General features: G+C 74.1%; 2 pseudogenes. Both read left to right on the top strand.

From position 1 onward, the window contains the following. Positions 1-28: 28 nt before the first annotated feature. Positions 29-18,868 (top strand): annotated as a pseudogene (locus Prubr_RS30660) (type I polyketide synthase); the annotation flags it as partial. Further along, positions 18,866-19,366 (top strand): annotated as a pseudogene (locus Prubr_RS38375) (polyketide synthase dehydratase domain-containing protein); the annotation flags it as partial. The pseudogenes Prubr_RS30660 and Prubr_RS38375, both read left to right, overlap by 3 nt. Positions 19,367-19,384 lie beyond the last annotated feature (18 nt).

Below are 19,384 nucleotides of genomic sequence, written 5' to 3'. Positions count from 1 at the left end.
TCAGGTTCCGGCGCCGGTCGACCCGGACGGGACGGTGCTTGTCACGGGTGCGTCGGGTGCTCTGGCTGGTGTGGTGGCCCGGCATCTGGTGGCGACCGGGCAGGCCCGGCACCTGCTCCTGGCCTCCCGCAGCCTCCCCGACCAGAGCGGCCCGGACGGCTACGCCGCGCTGGTGGCCGACCTGACCGGTGCCGGCGCGACCGTGACGACGGTGTCGGTGGACGTGTCCGACCCACAACAGGTCACGGCGCTGGTTGCCGGGGTCGATCCGGCGCATCCGTTGACGGCGGTCGTGCACACCGCTGGTGTGATCGCCGACGCCACCATCACCTCGCTGACCGATGAGGCGGTCGGCGCGGTGCTGGGGCCGAAGGTCGACGGTGGTTGGGCGTTGCACCGGGCCACTCAAGGGCTGGATCTGGCGGCGTTCGTGGTGTTCTCGTCGATCGCCGCGACCCTGGGTTCGCCGGGGCAGGGCAACTACGCGGCGGCGAACGCGTTCCTCGACGCCCTCGCCATTCACCGTCGCCAGCTTGGCCTGCCGGCGACCAGTGTCGCCTGGGGCATGTGGGCCACCACCGGCGGCATGACCGGTCAGCTTGACGCCGACGACCGGCGGCGGTTGTCCCGGATCGGCATGACCCCGCTCTCCGAGGCGGCTGGCGCGGAGCTTTTCGACGCGGCTGTCGCGGCGGTGCCGGCGGTGCCGGTGGCCGCGAACCTTCGGGTCACCGGTGCTGTCGGGTCGGTGCCGGTGGTGTTGCGTGGTCTGGTGCGGTCGGGTGGTCGGCGGGTGGCGGGTTCGGTCGCGGCGGGTGGTTCGTCGTGGCGGGATCGGTTGTCGGGTGTGTCGGGGGTGGATGCGCGTCGGTTGTTGACGGAGTTGGTGTGTGGGCAGGCGGCGGCGGTGTTGGGGCATGGGTCGGTGTCGGGGGTGTCGGCGGGTCGGGCGTTTCGGGAGCTTGGTTTTGATTCGTTGACGTCGGTGGAGTTGCGTAATCGGTTGGGGTCGGTGACGGGGTTGCGGTTGCCGGCGACGTTGGTGTTCGACTATCCGACGCCGGTTCGGTTGGCTGAGTATTTGTTTGGGGAGCTTGGGCTTGCTGGTGGTGGTGGGGAGCGGGTGGTCGCGGCGGCGGTCGGGGTTGATGAGCCGGTGGCGATTGTGGGTATGGCGTGTCGTTTTCCGGGTGGGGTGTCGTCGCCGGATCGGTTGTGGGATCTGGTGGTTTCTGGTGGTGATGCGGTGGGTGGGTTTCCGACGGATCGTGGTTGGGATCTTGACGCGTTGTATGACCCGGATGCGGATCGGGCGGGTACGTCGACGACGCGGCAGGGTGCGTTCCTGTTGGATGCGGCGGAGTTCGATGCGGGGTTCTTCGGGATTTCGCCGCGTGAGGCGTTGGCGATGGATCCGCAGCAGCGGTTGTTGTTGGAGACGTCGTGGGAGGCGTTCGAACACGCCGGCATCGACCCTGCCGAAACGGCCGCTACCACCGGTGTCTTCGCCGGTCTGATCCACCACGACTACGCCGGCCGCCTCGGCGCCGTACCCGAGGAACTGGAGGGCTACCTCGTCAACGGCACGGCGGGCAGCGTGGCCTCCGGCCGGGTCGCGTACGCGTTCGGGCTGGAAGGTCCGGCGGTGACCGTCGACACGGCCTGCTCGTCGTCGTTGGTGGCGTTGCACCTGGCGGCGCAGGCGTTGCGGTCGGGGGAGTGCGACCTCGCTCTCGCCGGTGGTGTCACCGTGATGGCCACCCCGACCGCCTTCATCGGGTTCTCCCGCCAGCGTGGTCTGGCCGCCGACGGGCGGTGCAAGTCGTTCGCCGCCGCCGCTGACGGCACCGGTTGGGGCGAGGGCGTCGGCATGCTGCTGGTGGAGCGGCTCTCCGACGCCCAGCGCAACGGCCACCGCATCCTCGCCGTCGTGCGCGGCAGCGCGATCAACCAGGACGGTGCGTCCAACGGACTCACCGCCCCCAACGGCCCTGCCCAGCAGCGGGTCATCCGGCAGGCGCTGGCCAGCGCCCGCCTCACGCCGGCCGACGTGGATGCGGTCGAGGCGCACGGCACCGGCACGACCCTGGGCGACCCGATCGAGGCACAGGCACTGCTGGCCACGTACGGCCAGGACCGGCCCGCCGACCGGCCGCTGCTGCTCGGCTCGATCAAGTCGAACATCAGCCATACCCAGGCCGCCGCCGGCGTTGCCGGGATCATCAAGATGATCATGGCGATGCGGCACGGGCTCGTCCCGCCGACCCTGCACGTGGACGAGCCGTCCCCGCACATCGACTGGACCGCCGGGGCGGTCGCGCTTGCCACCAAGGCGACCCCGTGGCCGGTAGTGGATCGGCCGCGGCGGGCGGCCGTGTCGTCGTTCGGCATCTCCGGCACCAACGCCCACGTCATCATCGAGCAGCCGCCGGCCGCCACCGCCGACCCGGTCGACGCCGTGCCGCCGCCGCCGCCGGTGCCGGTGCTGCTGTCGGCCCGCGAGGAGGACGCCGTCGTGGCCCAGGCGGACCGCTGGGCCACCTGGTTCGCCGGCGACGCCGACCCGCGCCCGCTCGATGTCGCCTGGTCGTCCGTGGTGCACCGGACCGCCCTGCCGCACCGGGCGGTACTGCTCGCCGAGGACCGTGCGGACCTGCTGGCCGGGCTGCGTGGTCTGGCGTCCGGTGTTCCGTCCGGTGCGGTCATCACCGGCGAGGCGACGCGGCGTGGCCAGCTGGCGGTGTTGTTCTCGGGTCAGGGTGCGCAGCGGGCCGGTATGGGTCGTGAGTTGTACGCGTCGTTCCCGGTGTTCGCGGGCGCGTTGGACGAGGTGTGCGGTCACCTGGACGGGTTGTTGCCGCAGGGGTTGCGGGAGGTGCTGTTCGCCGAGGCGGGGACGCCGCAGGCGGAACTGCTGGACCAGACCGTGTTCACCCAGGCGGGTCTGTTCGCGGTCGAAATGGCGTTGTTCCGGCTGATGGAGTCGTTCGGTGTCGTGCCGGACTACGTCGGTGGTCACTCGATCGGTGAGGTGACGGCTGCTCATGTGGCCGGGGTGTTGTCGCTGGCGGACGCGTGTGCTCTGGTGGCGGCGCGGGGTCGGTTGATGCAGGCCCTGCCGGCCGGTGGCGGGATGCTCGCTGTCGCGGCTGATGAGGCGGCGGTGCGGGAGTCCCTGGCCGGACTGGCCGGGGTCGGGGTCGCGGCGGTCAACGGACCGTCGGCCGTGGTCGTCTCCGGGGCAATCGATGCTTTGGACGGGGTCGAGGCGTTCTGGTCGGGCAGGGGGTGCGGACCCGTCGGTTGCGGGTGAGTCATGCGTTCCACAGCCCGTTGATGGAGCCGATGCTGGCCGAGTTCCGGGCTGTGCTCGACGGTTTGACGTTCCGGGAGCCGCTGCTGCCGGTCGTGTCGAACGTGACCGGTGCGGTCGCCGACACTGACACGCTGCGCGACCCCGACTACTGGGTGCGGCACGTGCGGGAGGCGGTCCGCTACGCCGACGGGGTCACCGCCCTGCGCGCGGCCGGGGTCGACACGTTTCTCGAGGTCGGTCCGCAGAGTGTGCTGACCGCGATGAACGCGGACCTGCTGCCCGACGAGGACGTCTCATCGGTGGCGACGCTGCGCAAGGACCGGCCCGAGGCCCACGCACTGCTGCACGCCCTGGCCGAACTGCACGTGCACGGCGTCCCGATCACCTGGACCCGGTGGTTCGCCGCGGCGGCGACCGGAACCGCCGACCCCGGGGCGGGCGGTGCCCGCCGGGTCGACCTGCCCACATACGCCTTCCAGCACCGGCGCTACTGGCCTGACGCGACGGTCCGCCCGACCTCGGCACCGGACGACGCCGACGCCGAGTTCTGGTCGGCCGTGGAACGAGCCGACCTCACCGCCCTCGCCGCACAACTCGGCGACGAGGCCGATCGGCTCGCCCCCGCCCTGCCGGTACTCACCTCCTGGCGGCGCGCCCGGCAGCGGCGCTCCACCGTGGACACCTGGTCGTACCGGGTGGTGTGGCGGCCCGTCGAACCCGCCGCCGGTGCCCCGGTTGGGGGGTGGCTGCTGGTGCAGCCGGCCGACGACCCGCTCGCCGACCGGCACGCCGACACCGTCGACGCGGCATTGAGTGCGGCCGGTGGCACGGTGCGCCGGCTGACCGTCGACGTCGACACCGTCGACCGGGACACCCTCGCCGGCGAGTTGACCGCCGCACTCGCCGACCGGCCGGACACCCGGGTACTCTCGCTGCTCGGCCTGCGGGACCGGCCCCACCCGCGTCACCCGGCCGTACCCGCCGGGACGGCCGCCACGATGCTGCTGGTCCAGGCCCTGCACGACGTCGGGGTGCCGGCCCGGCTGTGGTGCGCCACCAGGGCGGCGGTCGCCACCGGCGACGGCGACGCGGTCGACAGCGCCGGGCAGGCCGGGCTCTGGGGCCTGGGCCGGGTCGTCGGGCTGGAACACCCGCAGCTCTGGGGCGGCCTGATCGACCTACCGGCGGACCCGACCGACCCGACCGCCGGGGACCGTTTGGTCCGGGCGCTCACCGGAGCCGGTGACGAGGACCAGCTCGCGGTCCGACCCACCGGCGTTTACGCCCGCCGCCTCGTCCGGTCGGCGCCGGCCGCACCCGACGCCGCGCAGCGGTGGCAGCCCCGGGGCACCGTCCTGATCACCGGCGGGACCGGCGCCCTCGGCGCCCACGTGGCCCGCTGGGTGGCCGCCAACGGCGCCGAGCACATCGTCCTCACCAGCCGGCGCGGCGAATCGGCGCCGGGCGCGACCGAACTGCGCGCCGAACTCGGCGCGCACGGCGTACGCGTCTCGGTCGTGGCCTGCGACGTGGCCGACCGGTCCGCCGTCGCCGCCCTGCTCGCCGGCCTCGACGAGGACATCCCGCTGACCGCCGTCGTGCACGCCGCCGGCACCAACCAGCTCAGCCCGATCGTGGACACCGACCTGGCCGCACTGGCCGAGGTGGTGGGCGGCAAGGTCGCCGGCGCGGTCCACCTGGACGCACTGCTCGGCGACCGGCCGCTGGACGCCTTCGTCATGTTCGCCTCGATCGCCGGCATCTGGGGCAGTGGCGGGCAGGCCGGCTACGCGGCCGGCAACGCGTTCCTCGACGGGCTCGCCGAACGGCGGCGCGCCCGGGGCCTGGCCGCCACCTCCGTGGCGTGGGGGCCGTGGGCCGACGGCGGCATGGCCACCGACGAGGCCCAGCGGATGCTGTCCCGCCGGGGCCTGACCGTCATGCCGCCGGCCGAGGCCCTGCACGCGCTGCGGGTCGCCGTCGGACAGCCGGAGTCGGGCCGGACCGTGGTCGACGTCGACTGGGCGACCTTCGCCCCGGCGTACGCCTCGGCCCGCCCCCGTCCGCTGCTCGCCGAACTGCCCGAGGCACGGCAGGCCCTGCACGAGGCGGCCGACGAGTCGCCCGACGGAGGCACCGACCTGCGGGAGCGGTTGCTTCCGTTGGCCGCCGCCGAGCGGGACAAGCTCCTCACCGAACTGGTCCGCACCCACGCCGCCGCCGTCCTCGGCCACGCCGACACCGGGAAGGTCAAGCCGCAGCGCGCCTTCAAGGAACTCGGGTTCGACTCGCTCACCGCGGTCGAGCTGCGCAACCGGCTCGCCCGGGCCACCGGCCTGGCACTGACCACCACCCTCGTGTTCGACCACCCCGACCCGGTGGCCCTCGCCAGCCACCTCGGCCGGGAACTGGTGCCCGAGTCGTACGCGGAGGCGCCGGCCGACCCGGCGGAGGTGGCGGTCCGGCAGGCCCTCGCCACCATCCCGCTGGCCCGCATTCGGGAGGCCGGACTGCTGGACCTGCTGCTGAAGCTGACCGACGGCGACGACGTCCCGGCGACCACCGACGACTCCCTCGACCTCATCGACGAGATGGACACCGACAGCCTGATCAGGCTGGCTCTCGACGGATCCGAGTCCTGACCCTGTCCCACGTACGGAGAACATGATGTCCACGTCTGGAAACCAGGTCGTCGAGGCTCTTCGCGCTTCGCTCAAGGAGACGGGTCGACTCAAGCAGCTCAACGAGCAGCTGACGGCGGCCGCCCGCGAGCCGATCGCCATCGTGGCGATGTCCTGCCGCTACCCCGGCGGTGTGTCGTCGCCCGACCAGCTCTGGGACCTCGTCGCCTCCGGTGGGGACGCCATCGGCGGTTTCCCCGCCGACCGGGGCTGGGACCTGGACGACCTGTCCGGCTCGTCGGACGGCCAGGCGGCCAGGTCGGCCACGCAGCAGGGCGGCTTCCTCTACGGGGCCGCCGAGTTCGACGCCGACTTCTTCGGCATCGCCCCGCGTGAGGCCACGGCGATGGACCCGCAGCAGCGGCTGCTGCTGGAGACCTCGTGGGAGGCGTTCGAGAGCGCCGGTATCGCCCCGTCCTCCGTGCGCGGGCAGAAGGTCGGCGTGTTCGTCGGCACCGCGGCCAACGGCTACGGGGTCGGGCAGCGGGGCGAGGCGGACGGCGCCGACGAGGGCTACCTGCTCACCGGCACCGCCACCAGCGTCGTCTCCGGCCGCATCGCGTACGCGCTCGGGCTGGAAGGGCCGGCGGTGACCGTCGACACGGCCTGCTCGTCGTCGCTGGTGGCGCTGCATTTGGCCTGTCAGGCGCTGCGGCAGGGCGAGTTCGACCTGGCGCTGGCCGGCGGCGTCACCGTGATGGCCACCCCCAGCGCCTTCGTCGGCTTCTCCCGCCAGCGGGGCCTGTCCTCCGACGGCCGCTGCAAGTCCTTCGCGGCGGGCGCCGACGGCACCGGCTGGGCGGAAGGCGTCGGCCTGCTGCTCGTCGAGCGGCTGTCCGACGCCCGCCGCCACGGCCACCGGGTCCTCGCCGTGGTGCGGGGCAGCGCGATCAACCAGGACGGCGCGTCCAACGGCCTGACCGCCCCGAACGGGCCCGCGCAGCAGCGGGTGATCCGGCAGGCGCTCGGCAACGCCCGACTCACCGGTGCCGACGTGGACGTCGTCGAGGCGCACGGCACCGGCACCACGCTGGGCGACCCGATCGAGGCGCAGGCGCTGCTGGCCACGTACGGCCAGGAGCGGCCCGCCGACGATCCACTCTGGCTCGGCTCGATCAAGTCCAACATCGGCCACAGCCAGTCCGCCGCCGGCATCGCAGGCGTGATCAAGATGGTGCAGGCGATGCGGCACGGCGTACTGCCGGCGACCCTGCACGTCGACGAGCCGTCCCCGCACATCGCCTGGTCCTCCGGCGCGGTGTCCCTGCTCACGCGGGCGCGGCCCTGGCCGGAGCGGGACCGGCCGCGGCGGGCCGCGGTCTCCTCGTTCGGCATCTCCGGCACCAACGCCCACGTCATCCTGGAACAGGCCGCCCCCGCGGAGCCCTCGGCCGCGGCCGGGCAGGACGTCGTTCCCGGCACCACCACCGGCCTGCTCACCTCGCCGGTGACGCTGTGGCCGCTGTCGGCGCGGTCCGGCCCGGCCCTGGCCGCGCAGGCCGCCCGGCTGGCCAGGTACGTGCGGGAGCACCCGGCGGTGGAGCCGGCGCGGGTGGCGTGGTCGCTGGCCACCACCCGGTCGGTGTTCGAGCACCGCGCCGGGGTGATCGGCGCCGACCGCGACGACCTGCTCGCCGGGCTGGACGCGCTGGCCGCCGGTGCCCCCGCCGCGACCGTCGTCACCGGCAGCGTCCCCGAGCCGGGCGCGGGCCCGGTGTGGGTCTTCCCCGGCCAGGGCGCCCAGTCCGCCGGAATGGCCGCCGGCCTGATCGGCGCCTGCCCGGTGTTCGACGCTGCGCTCGCGCAGTGCCAGGCCGAGCTGTCCCGGTGGATCGACGTCGACATCGTCGCGGTGCTGACCGGCACGGACGAGTCGTGGCTGGACCGTTCGGAGATCGTGCAACCGGTGCTGTTCGCCGTCGCGGTCGGCCTGGCCCGGCTCTGGCAGCACGCCGGGATCACCCCGCAGGCGCTGGTCGGCCACTCCCAGGGCGAGATCGTCGCCGCGTACGTCGCCGGCGTGCTCAGCCTGGCCGACGCGGCACGGGTCGTCGCCCTGCGGGCCCGGGCCCTGACCGTGGTCGCCGGCACCGGCGGCATGGCGGCACTCGACTGCTCCGCCGACGAGGCCGCCGCCCGGCTGCTCGAGGGCGTCAGCATCGCGGTGCACAACGGCCCGCGTACGGTCGTGGTGTCCGGACCACGGCAGGCGCTCGCCGACCTGGTGGCGGCCTGCACGGCGGACGGGATCAAGGCCCGGGTGCTGGCCGTCGACTACGCCTCGCACTCCCCGGCCATGGCGGAGATCGCCGACCGGATACGGACCGAGCTGGCCGGGATCACCCCGCAGGCCGGGCACACCCGGATCGTGTCCACACTCACCGGCGACTGGGTCGACGGCACCGGCATGGACGCCGACTACTGGGTCGAGAACCTGTGCCGACCGGTGCTGTTCGACACCGCCGTCCGGGTCGCCGTGGCGGCCGGGCACACCGCCTTCGTGGAGGTGTCACCGCATCCGGTGCTGGGACCGCCGCTGGCCGCGATCGTCGACGACGCCGGCGCCACCGGTCAGGTGCTGGGCACCCTGCGCCGCGGCGACGACGCCCCCGTCCGGTTGCTGGCCAGCATCGCCGCCGCGCACGCGCAGGGCCTGCCGGTGGACCTGCGCACCGTCCTTCCCACCGCCACCCCGCTGACCGACCTGCCCACCTACGCCTTCCAGCGGGAACGCTACTGGGCCGAGCGGCAGCCGCCGGCCGCCGCCGGACCGGTCAGCCCCGACGTGGTGGACGTCGAGTTCTGGTCGGCGGTGGACCGCGCCGACGTCGCCGCGCTCGCCGCCCACGTGGAGCCCGCCGACCTCGACGTCCTCGCCCCGGCCCTGCCCGTGCTGTCGTCGTGGCGCCGGGCCCGGGTGCAGCGTGCCGTGCTCGACGGGTGGTCGTACCGGGTGGTGTGGAAGCCGGCCGCCCCGAGCCCCGCGGCGACCGTCGGCAGCTGGCTGGTGGTGTGCCCGACCGACACCCCGTACGCCGACGAATGGGCCGATCTGCTCGACGCGGCGGTCACCGCCGCCGGGGGAGAGCCGCGCCGGCTGACCGTCGACCCGCTCGACGCGTCACGGCAGCAGCTCACCGACCTGATCGCCGGGCACCGGGACGCCCCGCTGACCGGTGTGGTGTCGCTGCTCGGCGTCGACGAGCGACCCCACCCCGACGCCCCGACCGTGCCGGTCGGGGTGGCCGCCACCACCCGTCTCGTACAGGCCCTTCAGGACGGCACCGTCACCGCGCCGCTGTGGTGCCTGACCCGGGGCGCGGTCGGCACCGACCCCGGCGAACCGGTCGGCAGCGCCGCACAGGCCGCCGTCTGGGGCCTGGCCCGGGTGGTCGGCCTGGAACACCCCCGGCAGTGGGGCGGCCTGGTCGACCTGCCCGGCCGGGCCGACCCGACCGGCGCCGACGCGCTGCTGCGGGTGCTCACCGGGGCGGGCGACGAGGACCAGTTCGCCGTACGCCCGCACGGCACCTTCGTCCGCCGGCTGGCCCGGACCACCGCCGGCCCCGCCGGGCCGGTCACCCGCTGGCAGCCGCGCGGCACCGTGCTCGTCACCGGCGGCACCGGCGCGCTCGGCGCGCAGGTGGCCCGCTGGCTCGCCGCCGACGGCGCCGAGCACCTGGTACTCACCAGCCGGCGCGGCCCGGACGCCGCCGGCGCCCGGGAACTGGCCGACGAGCTGACCGCACAGGGCGTACGGGTCAGCGTGGTGGCCTGCGACATGGCCGACCGGGAGCAGGTCGCCGACCTGGTCGCCGGGCTGGACGACGTCGCCCCGCTGAGCGCGGTGGTGCACGCCGCCGGGATCACCCAGCTCACCCCGCTGCTCGACACCGACCTGCACGTCCTCGACGAGGTCATCGCCGGCAAGGTCGCCGGCGCGGTACACCTCGACGCGCTGCTCGGCGACCGGCCGCTGGACGCGTTCGTGCTGTTCTCCTCCATCTCCGCGGTCTGGGGCAGCGGCGGTCAGGGCGCGTACGGGGCCGCGAACGCGTACCTCGACGCACTGGCCGCGCAGCGTCGGACCAGGGGACTGACCGCCACCTCGATCGCCTGGGGCGCCTGGGCCGAGGGCGGCATGGCCACCACCGAGGAGGCCCGCCGACTGCTCAGCCGCCGTGGGCTCAACCCGATGCAGCCCGGTGCGGCCCTGCTCGCCCTGCGCCGTGCCGTCGAGCACGGCGAAGCCTGCCTGACCGTCGCCGACGTCGACTGGACGCACTTCGCCCCGGCGTACGCGTCCGCCCGGCCGCGCCCACTGCTCGACGACATCGCCGAGGCCCGGGAGGCGCTGCGCGGCCGACCGGCCGACGAGAAGGCCACCGACGACGCCGGTCAGCTGCGGCGGCAACTGCTCGCCCTGCCCCGTACCGAGCAGGACCGGCACCTCACCGACCTGGTCCGGGCGCATGCCGCCACCGTGCTCGGCCACGCCACCGACACGGTGAAGGCCCGGCGCGCCTTCAAGGACCTGGGCTTCGACTCGATCACCGCCGTCGACCTGCGTAACCGGATCGCCGAGGCCACCGGCCTGACCCTGCCCACCACCCTGGTCTTCGACTACCCCAACCCGGCCGCGCTGGCCGGGCACCTGGCCGCCGAGCTTCGCCTGCACGAGGTCGAGGCCGTCCCCGACCGGACGCCGGTCGGGCCGGTCACCGACGACCCGATCGTGATCGTCGGCATGAGCTGCCGCTTCCCGGGCGGTGTCAGCGACCCCGACGGGCTGTGGGACCTGGTCGCGCAGGGCCGCGACGGCATCGAGGAGTTCCGCACCGACCGGTACTGGGACCTCGACCGGCTGCTTGCCACCGACCCCGAGGCGCCGGGCCGCTCGGCCACCCGCGCCGGCGGGTTCATCGACGGCGCCACCGACTTCGACCCGGTCTTCTTCGGCATCTCGCCGCGCGAGGCCCTGGCGATGGATCCGCAGCAGCGGCTGCTGCTGGAGGCGTCGTGGGAGGTGTTCGAGCAGGCCGGTGTCGCCCCCGACGCGCTGCGCGGCAGCCGCACCGGCGTCTTCGTCGGCGCGTCCCCGTCCGGGTACGGCGCCGGCGACGAGACCCGGGACCTCGACGGCTACCGGTTGACCGGTGGGGCGCACAGCGTCATCTCCGGCCGGGTCGCGTACACGTTCGGGCTGGAGGGCCCGGCGGTCACCGTCGACACCGCCTGCTCGTCGTCGCTGGTCGCGCTGCATCTGGCGGTGCAGGCGCTGCGCGCCGGCGAGTGCGATCTGGCGGTCGCGGGCGGGGTGAACGTCCTGGTCACCCCGGGCGCGTTCGTGGAGTTCTCCCGGCAGGGCGGGCTCGCCGCCGACGGGCGGTGCCGGTCGTTCGCCGCATCCGCCGACGGCACCGGCTGGGGCGAGGGCGTCGGGGCGCTGCTGGTGCAGCGGCTGTCCGACGCGCGCCGCGACGGCCGGCGCGTCCTTGCCGTGATCCGCGGCTCGGCCGTCAACCAGGACGGCGCGTCCAACGGCCTCACCGCTCCGAACGGCCCCGCCCAGCAGCGGGTGATCCGGCAGGCGCTGGCCACCGCCGCCCTGACGCCGGCCGACGTGGACGCCGTCGAGGCCCACGGCACCGCCACCACCCTCGGTGACCCGATCGAGGCGCAGGCGTTGATCGCCACGTACGGGCAGGACCGGCCGGCCGACCGTCCGTTGTGGCTGGGATCGGTCAAGTCGAACATCGGGCACACCCAGGCGGCGGCCGGGGTGGCCGGTGTGATCAAGATGGTGATGGCGATGCGGCACGGGGTGCTGCCGCGCACCCTGCACGTCGACGAGCCGACCCCACACGTCGACTGGTCGGCCGGGGCGGTCTCCCTGCTGACCGAGGCCCAGCCGTGGCCCGCCGACGAACGGCCGCGCCGCGCGGCCGTCTCCTCGTTCGGCGTCAGCGGCACGAACGCCCACGTGATCATCGAGCAGCCGACGCCGGAGGCCGAGAGCGACGAGCCGGTCGCCACCGCCACGCCGCCACTGGTGCCGGTGCTGCTCTCCGCCCGGGGCGAGGACGGACTGCCCCGGCAGGCGGCCCGCTGGTCGCGGTGGCTGGCGACCGGCCAGGCGCCGGACCCGTGGGACGTCGCCTGGTCGACGGTGACCTCCCGGTCGGCCCTCGACCACCGCGCCGTGCTGCTCGTCGCCGACCGCGACGACCTGGCCGCCGGGTTGGCGGCGCTGGCCGACGGCTCTCCGTCGGATGCGGTGACCGGCCGGGCCGGCGAGCGGGGTCCGCTGGCGGTGTTGTTCTCGGGGCAGGGTGCGCAGCGGGCTGGCATGGGGCGTGAGTTGTACGCGTCGTTCCCGGTGTTCGCGGCGGCGTTGGACGAGGTGTGCGGGCTGTTCGATGGTCTGTTGCCGGGTGGGTTGCGGGAGGTGTTGTTCGCCGAGGCGGGGTCGCCGGAGGCGGAGCTGTTGGACCAGACGGTGTTCACCCAGGCGGGTCTGTTCGCGGTCGAGGTGGCGTTGTTCCGGCTGGTGGAGTCGTTCGGTGTCGTGCCGGACTTCGTGGGTGGGCATTCGATCGGTGAGGTGACGGCGGCTCATGTGGCCGGGGTGTTGTCGTTGGCGGACGCGTGTGCTCTGGTGGCGGCGCGGGGTCGGTTGATGCAGGCGCTGCCGGCCGGTGGCGGCATGCTCGCGGTCGGCGCCGACGAGGCGGCGGTGCGGGAGTCGCTGGCCGGGTTGGCCGGGGTCGGGATCGCGGCGGTCAACGGCCCGTCGGCGGTGGTCGTGTCGGGTGACGTGGCCGCTCTGGATGATCTTGAGGCGTTTTGGGGCGACCGTGGGGTGCGGACTCGTCGGCTGCGGGTGAGTCACGCGTTCCACAGCCCGTTGATGGACCCGATGCTCGCCGACTTTCGGGCCGTACTCACCGGTTTGACGTTCCGGGAGCCGTTGTTGCCGGTGGTGTCGAACGTGACCGGTGCGGTCGCCGACGCCGACACGCTGCGTGACCCCGACTACTGGGTGCGGCATGTCCGGGAGGCGGTCCGTTACGCCGACGGGATAGCCGCCCTGCAGGCGGCCGGGGTCGACACGTTCCTCGAGATCGGCCCGCAGAGCGTGCTGACCGCGATGAACGCGGACCTGCTCCCCGACGACGTCCCGTCGGTGGCCGTACAACGCCGCGACCGCCCCGAGGCACGCTCGCTGCTGACCGGCCTCGCCGAACTCTTCACCGCCGGCGTAGACGTCGACTGGACCCCGCTGTTCGCCGGCACCGGCGCCCGCCGGATCGACCTGCCCACGTACGCCTTCCGGCAGGAACGCTTCTGGCTGCGTCCGGCCGGACGTACCTCCGACGTCACCGGAGCCGGACTCGGCGCGGCCGGGCACCCGCTGCTCGGCGCGGCCGTCCGCCTGGCCGGCGAGGACGCCGTCGTGCTGACCGGCCGACTGTCCACGTCGGCGCAGCCGTGGCTGGCCGAACACGTCGTCGCCGGCACGGTGGTGGTGCCCGGCACGGCACTGGTGGAACTGGCGCTGGCCGCCGGCGAGGAGCTGGGCGCCGCCCGGATCCGTGAGTTGACCATCGCCGCCCCGCTGGTCCTCCCCGCCCACGGCGGCGTCCGCGTGCAGGTCCGGGTCGACGCCGCCGACACCGCCGGCGGCCGTACGGTGACCATCCACTCCCAGCCCGACGGCGTCCCGGACGGCGACTGGGTACGCCACGCCGAGGGCATCGTGGCCGCAGCCGAACCGGCCGACGACACCGGCCTCGGACAGTGGCCGCCGGCCGGGGCGACCGAAGTGGACCTCACCGGCTGGTATCCCGCCCTCGCCGGGCACGGCCTGGCGTACGGGCCGCTGTTCCAGGGGCTGCGCCGCGCCTGGACCGACGCCGACGGTGCCGTCTTCGCCGAGGTCGCCCTGCCCGTCGACAGCCCCGACGCCGTGCACGGCTTCGCGGTCCACCCGGCCCTGCTCGACGCCGCCCTGCACCCGTCCGGCCTGCTCCCCGCCGACGTGCCGACCGGCCCGATGATGGCCTTCGCGTTCGAGGGCGTACAGGTCCACGCCACGGGCGCCACCCTGCTCCGGGTCCGGCTGAACCGGGCCGGCACGACGGTGCGGGTGCGCGCGGTCGACGGGACCGACCACCCCGTGGTGTCGATCGACTCCCTGGTGCTGCGGGAGCAGACCACGACCGACCCGAGCGCCGCGGCCGTCGCCGCCCGCTCCATGTTCGAGGTGAGCTGGCGCGCCGAGCCGACCAGCCCCGTCGAACTGCCCGACACCGACTGGGCGATCGTCGGCGCCGCGGTTCCCGGGCTCACCGGCCCGGCCGTACACCCGGACCTGGACGACCTGATCGCGGCGGTCCGGGCCGGCGCCGACGCGCCGGCGCTGATCCTGCTGCCCGTGCCCGCCGGCCCGGGCGACGACCAGCCGGCCCGGGTCCGGGCGACCACCGCCGAGGTCCTGTCGGTGGTGCAGCGGTGGCTGGCCACCGACGAACTCGCCGGCTCCCGCCTCGTCGTGACCACCCGGGGCGCCGTCGCCGCCAGCGGCACCGACCGGGTGACCGATCTGGCCGGCGCCGCCGTGTGGGGCCTGCTCCGGTCGGCGCAGTCCGAGCACCCCGACCGGATCGCCCTTGCCGACTTCGACCGGGACCTCACCGGTCCGGACCTGGCGCTGCTCGCCGCGGCCGGCGACCAGCTCGCCGTCCGCGCCGACGCCGTACGGGTGCCCCGGCTGGTCCGCGCTGCCGTCGCGGCGGCCCCGGTGCCGTCGTTGGGTGTGGGCACGATGGTGGTGACCGGTGGTACGGGTGCGTTGGGTGCGGTGGTGGCCCGGCATCTGGTGTCGGTGTGGTCGGTGCGGTCGTTGGTGCTGGTCTCCCGGCAGGGGCCGGAGGCGCCCGGTGCGCGGGATTTGGTCGACGAATTGGCGGGGTTGGGTGCCGAGGTGCGGGTGGTGGCGCGTGATGTCACCGACCGGGCTCAGGTTCACGGTTTGGTCGGTGACATCACCGCGTCCGGTCGGTTGGCGGGTGTGGTGCATGCGGCCGGGGTTCTGGACGATGCGGTGCTGACCGGGATCACGTCGGAGCGGTTGGCCCGGGTGTTGGCGCCGAAGGTGGATGCTGCCTGGTGGTTGCATGAGGCGACGGCTGGTCTGGATCTGGATCTGTTTGTGTTGTTCTCGTCGGTTGCCGGGGTGTTGGGGTCGCCGGGGCAGGCGGCGTATGCGGCGGGCAATACCTTCCTGGATGCTCTCGCCTCGCATCGGCGTGGTCTGGGCCTGCCGGCGGTGTCGCTGGCCTGGGGCAGGTGGGACACCGACACCGACGGCATGACCGCCAGCCTCACCGACGCCGACCGCACCCGGATGACCCGCTCCGGCATCGACCCGATCACCGCGCCCGTCGGTGCGGCGCTCTTCGACGCCGCCGTCGCCTCCGGTGCCGCGAACCTGACACCCGCGGTGATCGACCTGCGGGCGATGCGGGCCGCGACGGCCGTACCGCCGATCCTGCGGGCACTCGTCGGATCCACGGCCACCCGCAGGCCCGCCGCCGGCACGGCGAGCGGATGGGCGCAGCGGCTCGCCGCACTGACCACCGACGAGGCCCGGGCCCAGGTCGAGACCCAGGTCCGCGCCCTGGTCGCCCAGGTACTCGGGCACGGCAGCGCCGAAGCGGTCCCCGCCGACCGGGCGTTCCGCGACCTGGGCTTCGACTCGCTCACCGCCGTCGACCTGCGCAACCGGGTCAACGCCGTCACCGGCCTGCGACTGCCCTCCACCCTGGTCTTCGACCACCCGACGCCGACCGCCCTCGCCGACCACATCCACCGGCAGCTTTCCGGGCAGGTCGTCACCCACACCGAGGCTGTCCGCGTCACCGGCGTCGACGAGCCGGTCGCCATCGTCGGCATGGCCTGCCGCTACCCCGGCGGCGTCTCCTCGCCCGAGCAGCTGTGGGCACTGCTGGTGGCCGGCGAGGACGGGATCAGCGAATTCCCGACCGACCGGGGCTGGGACCTGGACCGGCTCTTCCACCCCGACCCCGACAACCCCGGCACCTCGTACGCCCGGCACGGCGGCTTCCTCCACGACGCGGCACAGTTCGACCCCGGCTTCTTCGGCATCTCGCCCCGCGAGGCGCTCGCGATGGATCCACAGCAGCGACTGCTGCTGGAGACGTCCTGGGAGACGTTCGAATCCGCCGGTCTCGACCCGGCCGGGCTGCGGGGCAGCCGTACCGGCGTCTTCGCCGGCCTGATGTACCACGACTACGCCGCACAGCTGATGGACGTGCCGGGTGGGGCCGAGGGATTCATCGGCACCGGCAACTCCGGCAGCGTGATGTCCGGCCGGGTGGCGTACACGTTCGGGCTGGAAGGTCCGGCGGTGACCGTCGACACGGCGTGTTCGTCGTCGTTGGTGGCGTTGCATCTGGCGGCGCAGGCGTTGCGGTCGGGGGAGTGCGACCTCGCTCTGGCCGGTGGTGTGACCGTGATGGCGACCCCGGGCACCTTCGTGGAGTTCTCCCGGCAGCGGGGCCTGGCCGCCGACGGGCGGTGCAAGTCGTTCGCCGGTGCCGCGGACGGCACCGGTTGGGGCGAGGGCGTGGGCATGCTGCTGGTGCAGCGGTTGTCCGACGCCCGGCGGGACGGCCGGCGGATCCTGGCGGTCCTGCGCGGCAGCGCGGTCAACCAGGACGGTGCGTCGAACGGGCTCACCGCCCCGAACGGTCCGTCGCAGCAGCGGGTGATCCGGCAGGCGCTCGCCAACGCCCGCCTCACGCCCGGTGATGTGGACGCGGTCGAGGCGCACGGTACGGGCACCACGTTGGGCGACCCGATCGAGGCGCAGGCGCTGCTCGCCACGTACGGCCAGGACCGGCCGGCGGACCGGCCGTTGCTGCTCGGGTCGATCAAGTCGAACATCGGGCACACGCAGGCCGCGGCCGGAGTGGCCGGTGTGATCAAGATGATCATGGCGATGCGGCACGAGCTCGTCCCGGCCACGTTGCACGTGGACGAGCCGTCCCCGCACATCGACTGGACCGCCGGCGCGGTCAGCCTGGCGATCGCGGCGACCCCGTGGCCGGCGGTGGACCGGCCCCGCCGGGCCGCCGTCTCCTCCTTCGGCGTCAGCGGCACCAACGCCCACGTGGTCATCGAGCAGCCGCCGGTGGTCGACCCCGGACCGGCCGTCGCAGTGCCGCCGCTGGTGCCGGTGCTGGTCTCCGCGCGTGCGGCGGCCGCCGTGCCGGGCCAGGCCGGGCGGTGGGCCGGCTGGTTGGCCGGGGACGCCGGTCTGCGTCCGGTGGATGTGGGCTGGTCGTCGGTGACGACCCGGACTGCTCTGGAGCACCGGGCGGTGGTGCTGGCGGAGGGCCGGGACGATCTGCTGGCCGGGCTGCGTGCGTTGGCGGCGGGTTCGCCGTCGGGCGCGGTGGTGACCGGTTCGGGGGTACGTCGGGGTCCGCTTGCGGTGTTGTTCTCCGGTCAGGGTGCGCAGCGCGCTGGCATGGGTCGTGAGTTGTACGCGTCGTTCCCGGTGTTCGCGACCGCGTTGGACGAGGTGTGCGGGTATCTGGATCCGTTGTTGCCGCAGGGGTTGCGGGAGGTGTTGTTCGCCGAGGCGGGGACGCCGCAGGCGGAACTGTTGGACCAGACGGTGTTCACCCAGGCGGGTCTGTTCGCGGTCGAGGTGGCGCTCTTCCGCCTCGTCGAGTCGTTCGGGATCGTGCCGGACTACGTCGGCGGTCACTCGATAGGTGAGGTGACGGCCGCGCACGTGGCCGGTGTGTTGTCCCTGGCGGACGCGTGTGCCCTGGTGGCGGCGCGGGGCCGGTTGATGCAGGCCCTGCCGGCCGGTGGCGGCATGCTGGCGGTCGCCGCGGACGAGGCGGCCGTGCGGGAGTCGCTGGCCGGGTCTGGTGACCGGGTCGGGATCGCGGCGGTGAACGGCCCGTCGGCGGTGGTGGTGTCGGGTGACGTGGCCGCTCTGGATGATCTTGACGCGTTCTGGGGCGACCGCGGTGTGCGGACGCGTCGGCTGCGGGTGAGTCACGCGTTCCACAGCCCGCTGATGGACCCGATGCTCGCCGACTTCCGGGCCGTACTCACCGGTTTGACGTTCCGGGAGCCGTTGCTGCCGGTGGTGTCGAACGTGACCGGTGCGGTCGCCGACGCCGACACGCTGCGTGACCCGGGTTACTGGGTGCGGCACGTGCGGGAGGCGGTCCGTTACGCCGACGGGGTCACCGCCCTGCAGGCGGTCGGGGTCGGGACGTTCCTGGAGATCGGTCCGCAGAGTGTGCTGACGGCGATGAACGCGGACGTGCTGCCCGAGGACGTTTCGTCGGTGGCGGTGCAGCGCCGCGATCGGGCCGAGGCGCACGCGCTGCTGCTCGCCCTGGCCGACTTGCACGTCCACGGCGTCCCGGTGACCTGGCAGAGTTGGTACGCCGACGCCGGTGCTCGCCGGGTGGATCTGCCGACGTATGCGTTCGAGCATCAGCGTTTCTGGCCTGCGCCTGCCCGGTCCCGTCTCGGTGACGTCACCGGCGCCGGTCTCGGCCTCGCCGATCACCCGCTGCTCGGTGCGGCGGTGCGCCTCGCCGACGGCGACGGTGTCGTGTTGACCGGTCGGTTGTCGGTGTCGTCGCACGCCTGGCTGGCCGACCACACGGTGTCCGGCGCGACGGTGGTGCCGGGTACGGCACTGGTCGAGCTGGCGGTGCGGGCCGGTGACGAGGTCGGCGCCGCCCGGATACGTGAGCTGACGCTCGGCCTGCCGCTGGTCCTGCCGCCCGCCGACGGCGTACGGGTCCAGGTGCGCGTCGGTGCGCCGGACAGCGCCGGCCTCCGCACGGTCGCGGTCCACTCACAGCCCGACGACAGTGGCGACGCCGGCTGGACCCGGCACGCCGAGGGAATCCTGGAGCCGGCCCTGCCCGATGAGCCGGTCATCGGTGCGTGGCCGCCGGTGGGTGCGTCGGAGGTGGATCTGGCTGGTTGGTATTCGGGGTTGGTGGAGCGTGGTCTGTCGTACGGGCCGGTGTTCCGGGGGTTGCGTAGGGCGTGGGTGTCGGGTGGTGGGGTGTTCGCCGAGGTGGCGTTGCCTGATGAGGTGGCGGGTGAGGCGGCCGGGTTCGGTGTGCATCCGGCGCTGCTGGACGCGGCGCTGCATCCGGTCGCGTTGCTGCTGTCCGAGGTGGACGGGGGTGGGCCGAGGGTGCCGTTCGCGTTCGGGGGTGTGCAGGTGCATGCCTCGGGTGCGGGTGTGTTGCGGGTGTGGTTGACCCGGGACGGGTCGGCGGTGCGGCTGGTGGCGGTTGATGAGGCTGGTGCG

This window comes from Polymorphospora rubra, assembly GCF_018324255.1.
Lineage (GTDB): Bacteria > Actinomycetota > Actinomycetes > Mycobacteriales > Micromonosporaceae > Polymorphospora > Polymorphospora rubra.
The sequence above is the reverse complement of the archived record's forward strand: the minus strand, read 5'-3'. Positions and strand labels throughout refer to the sequence as shown.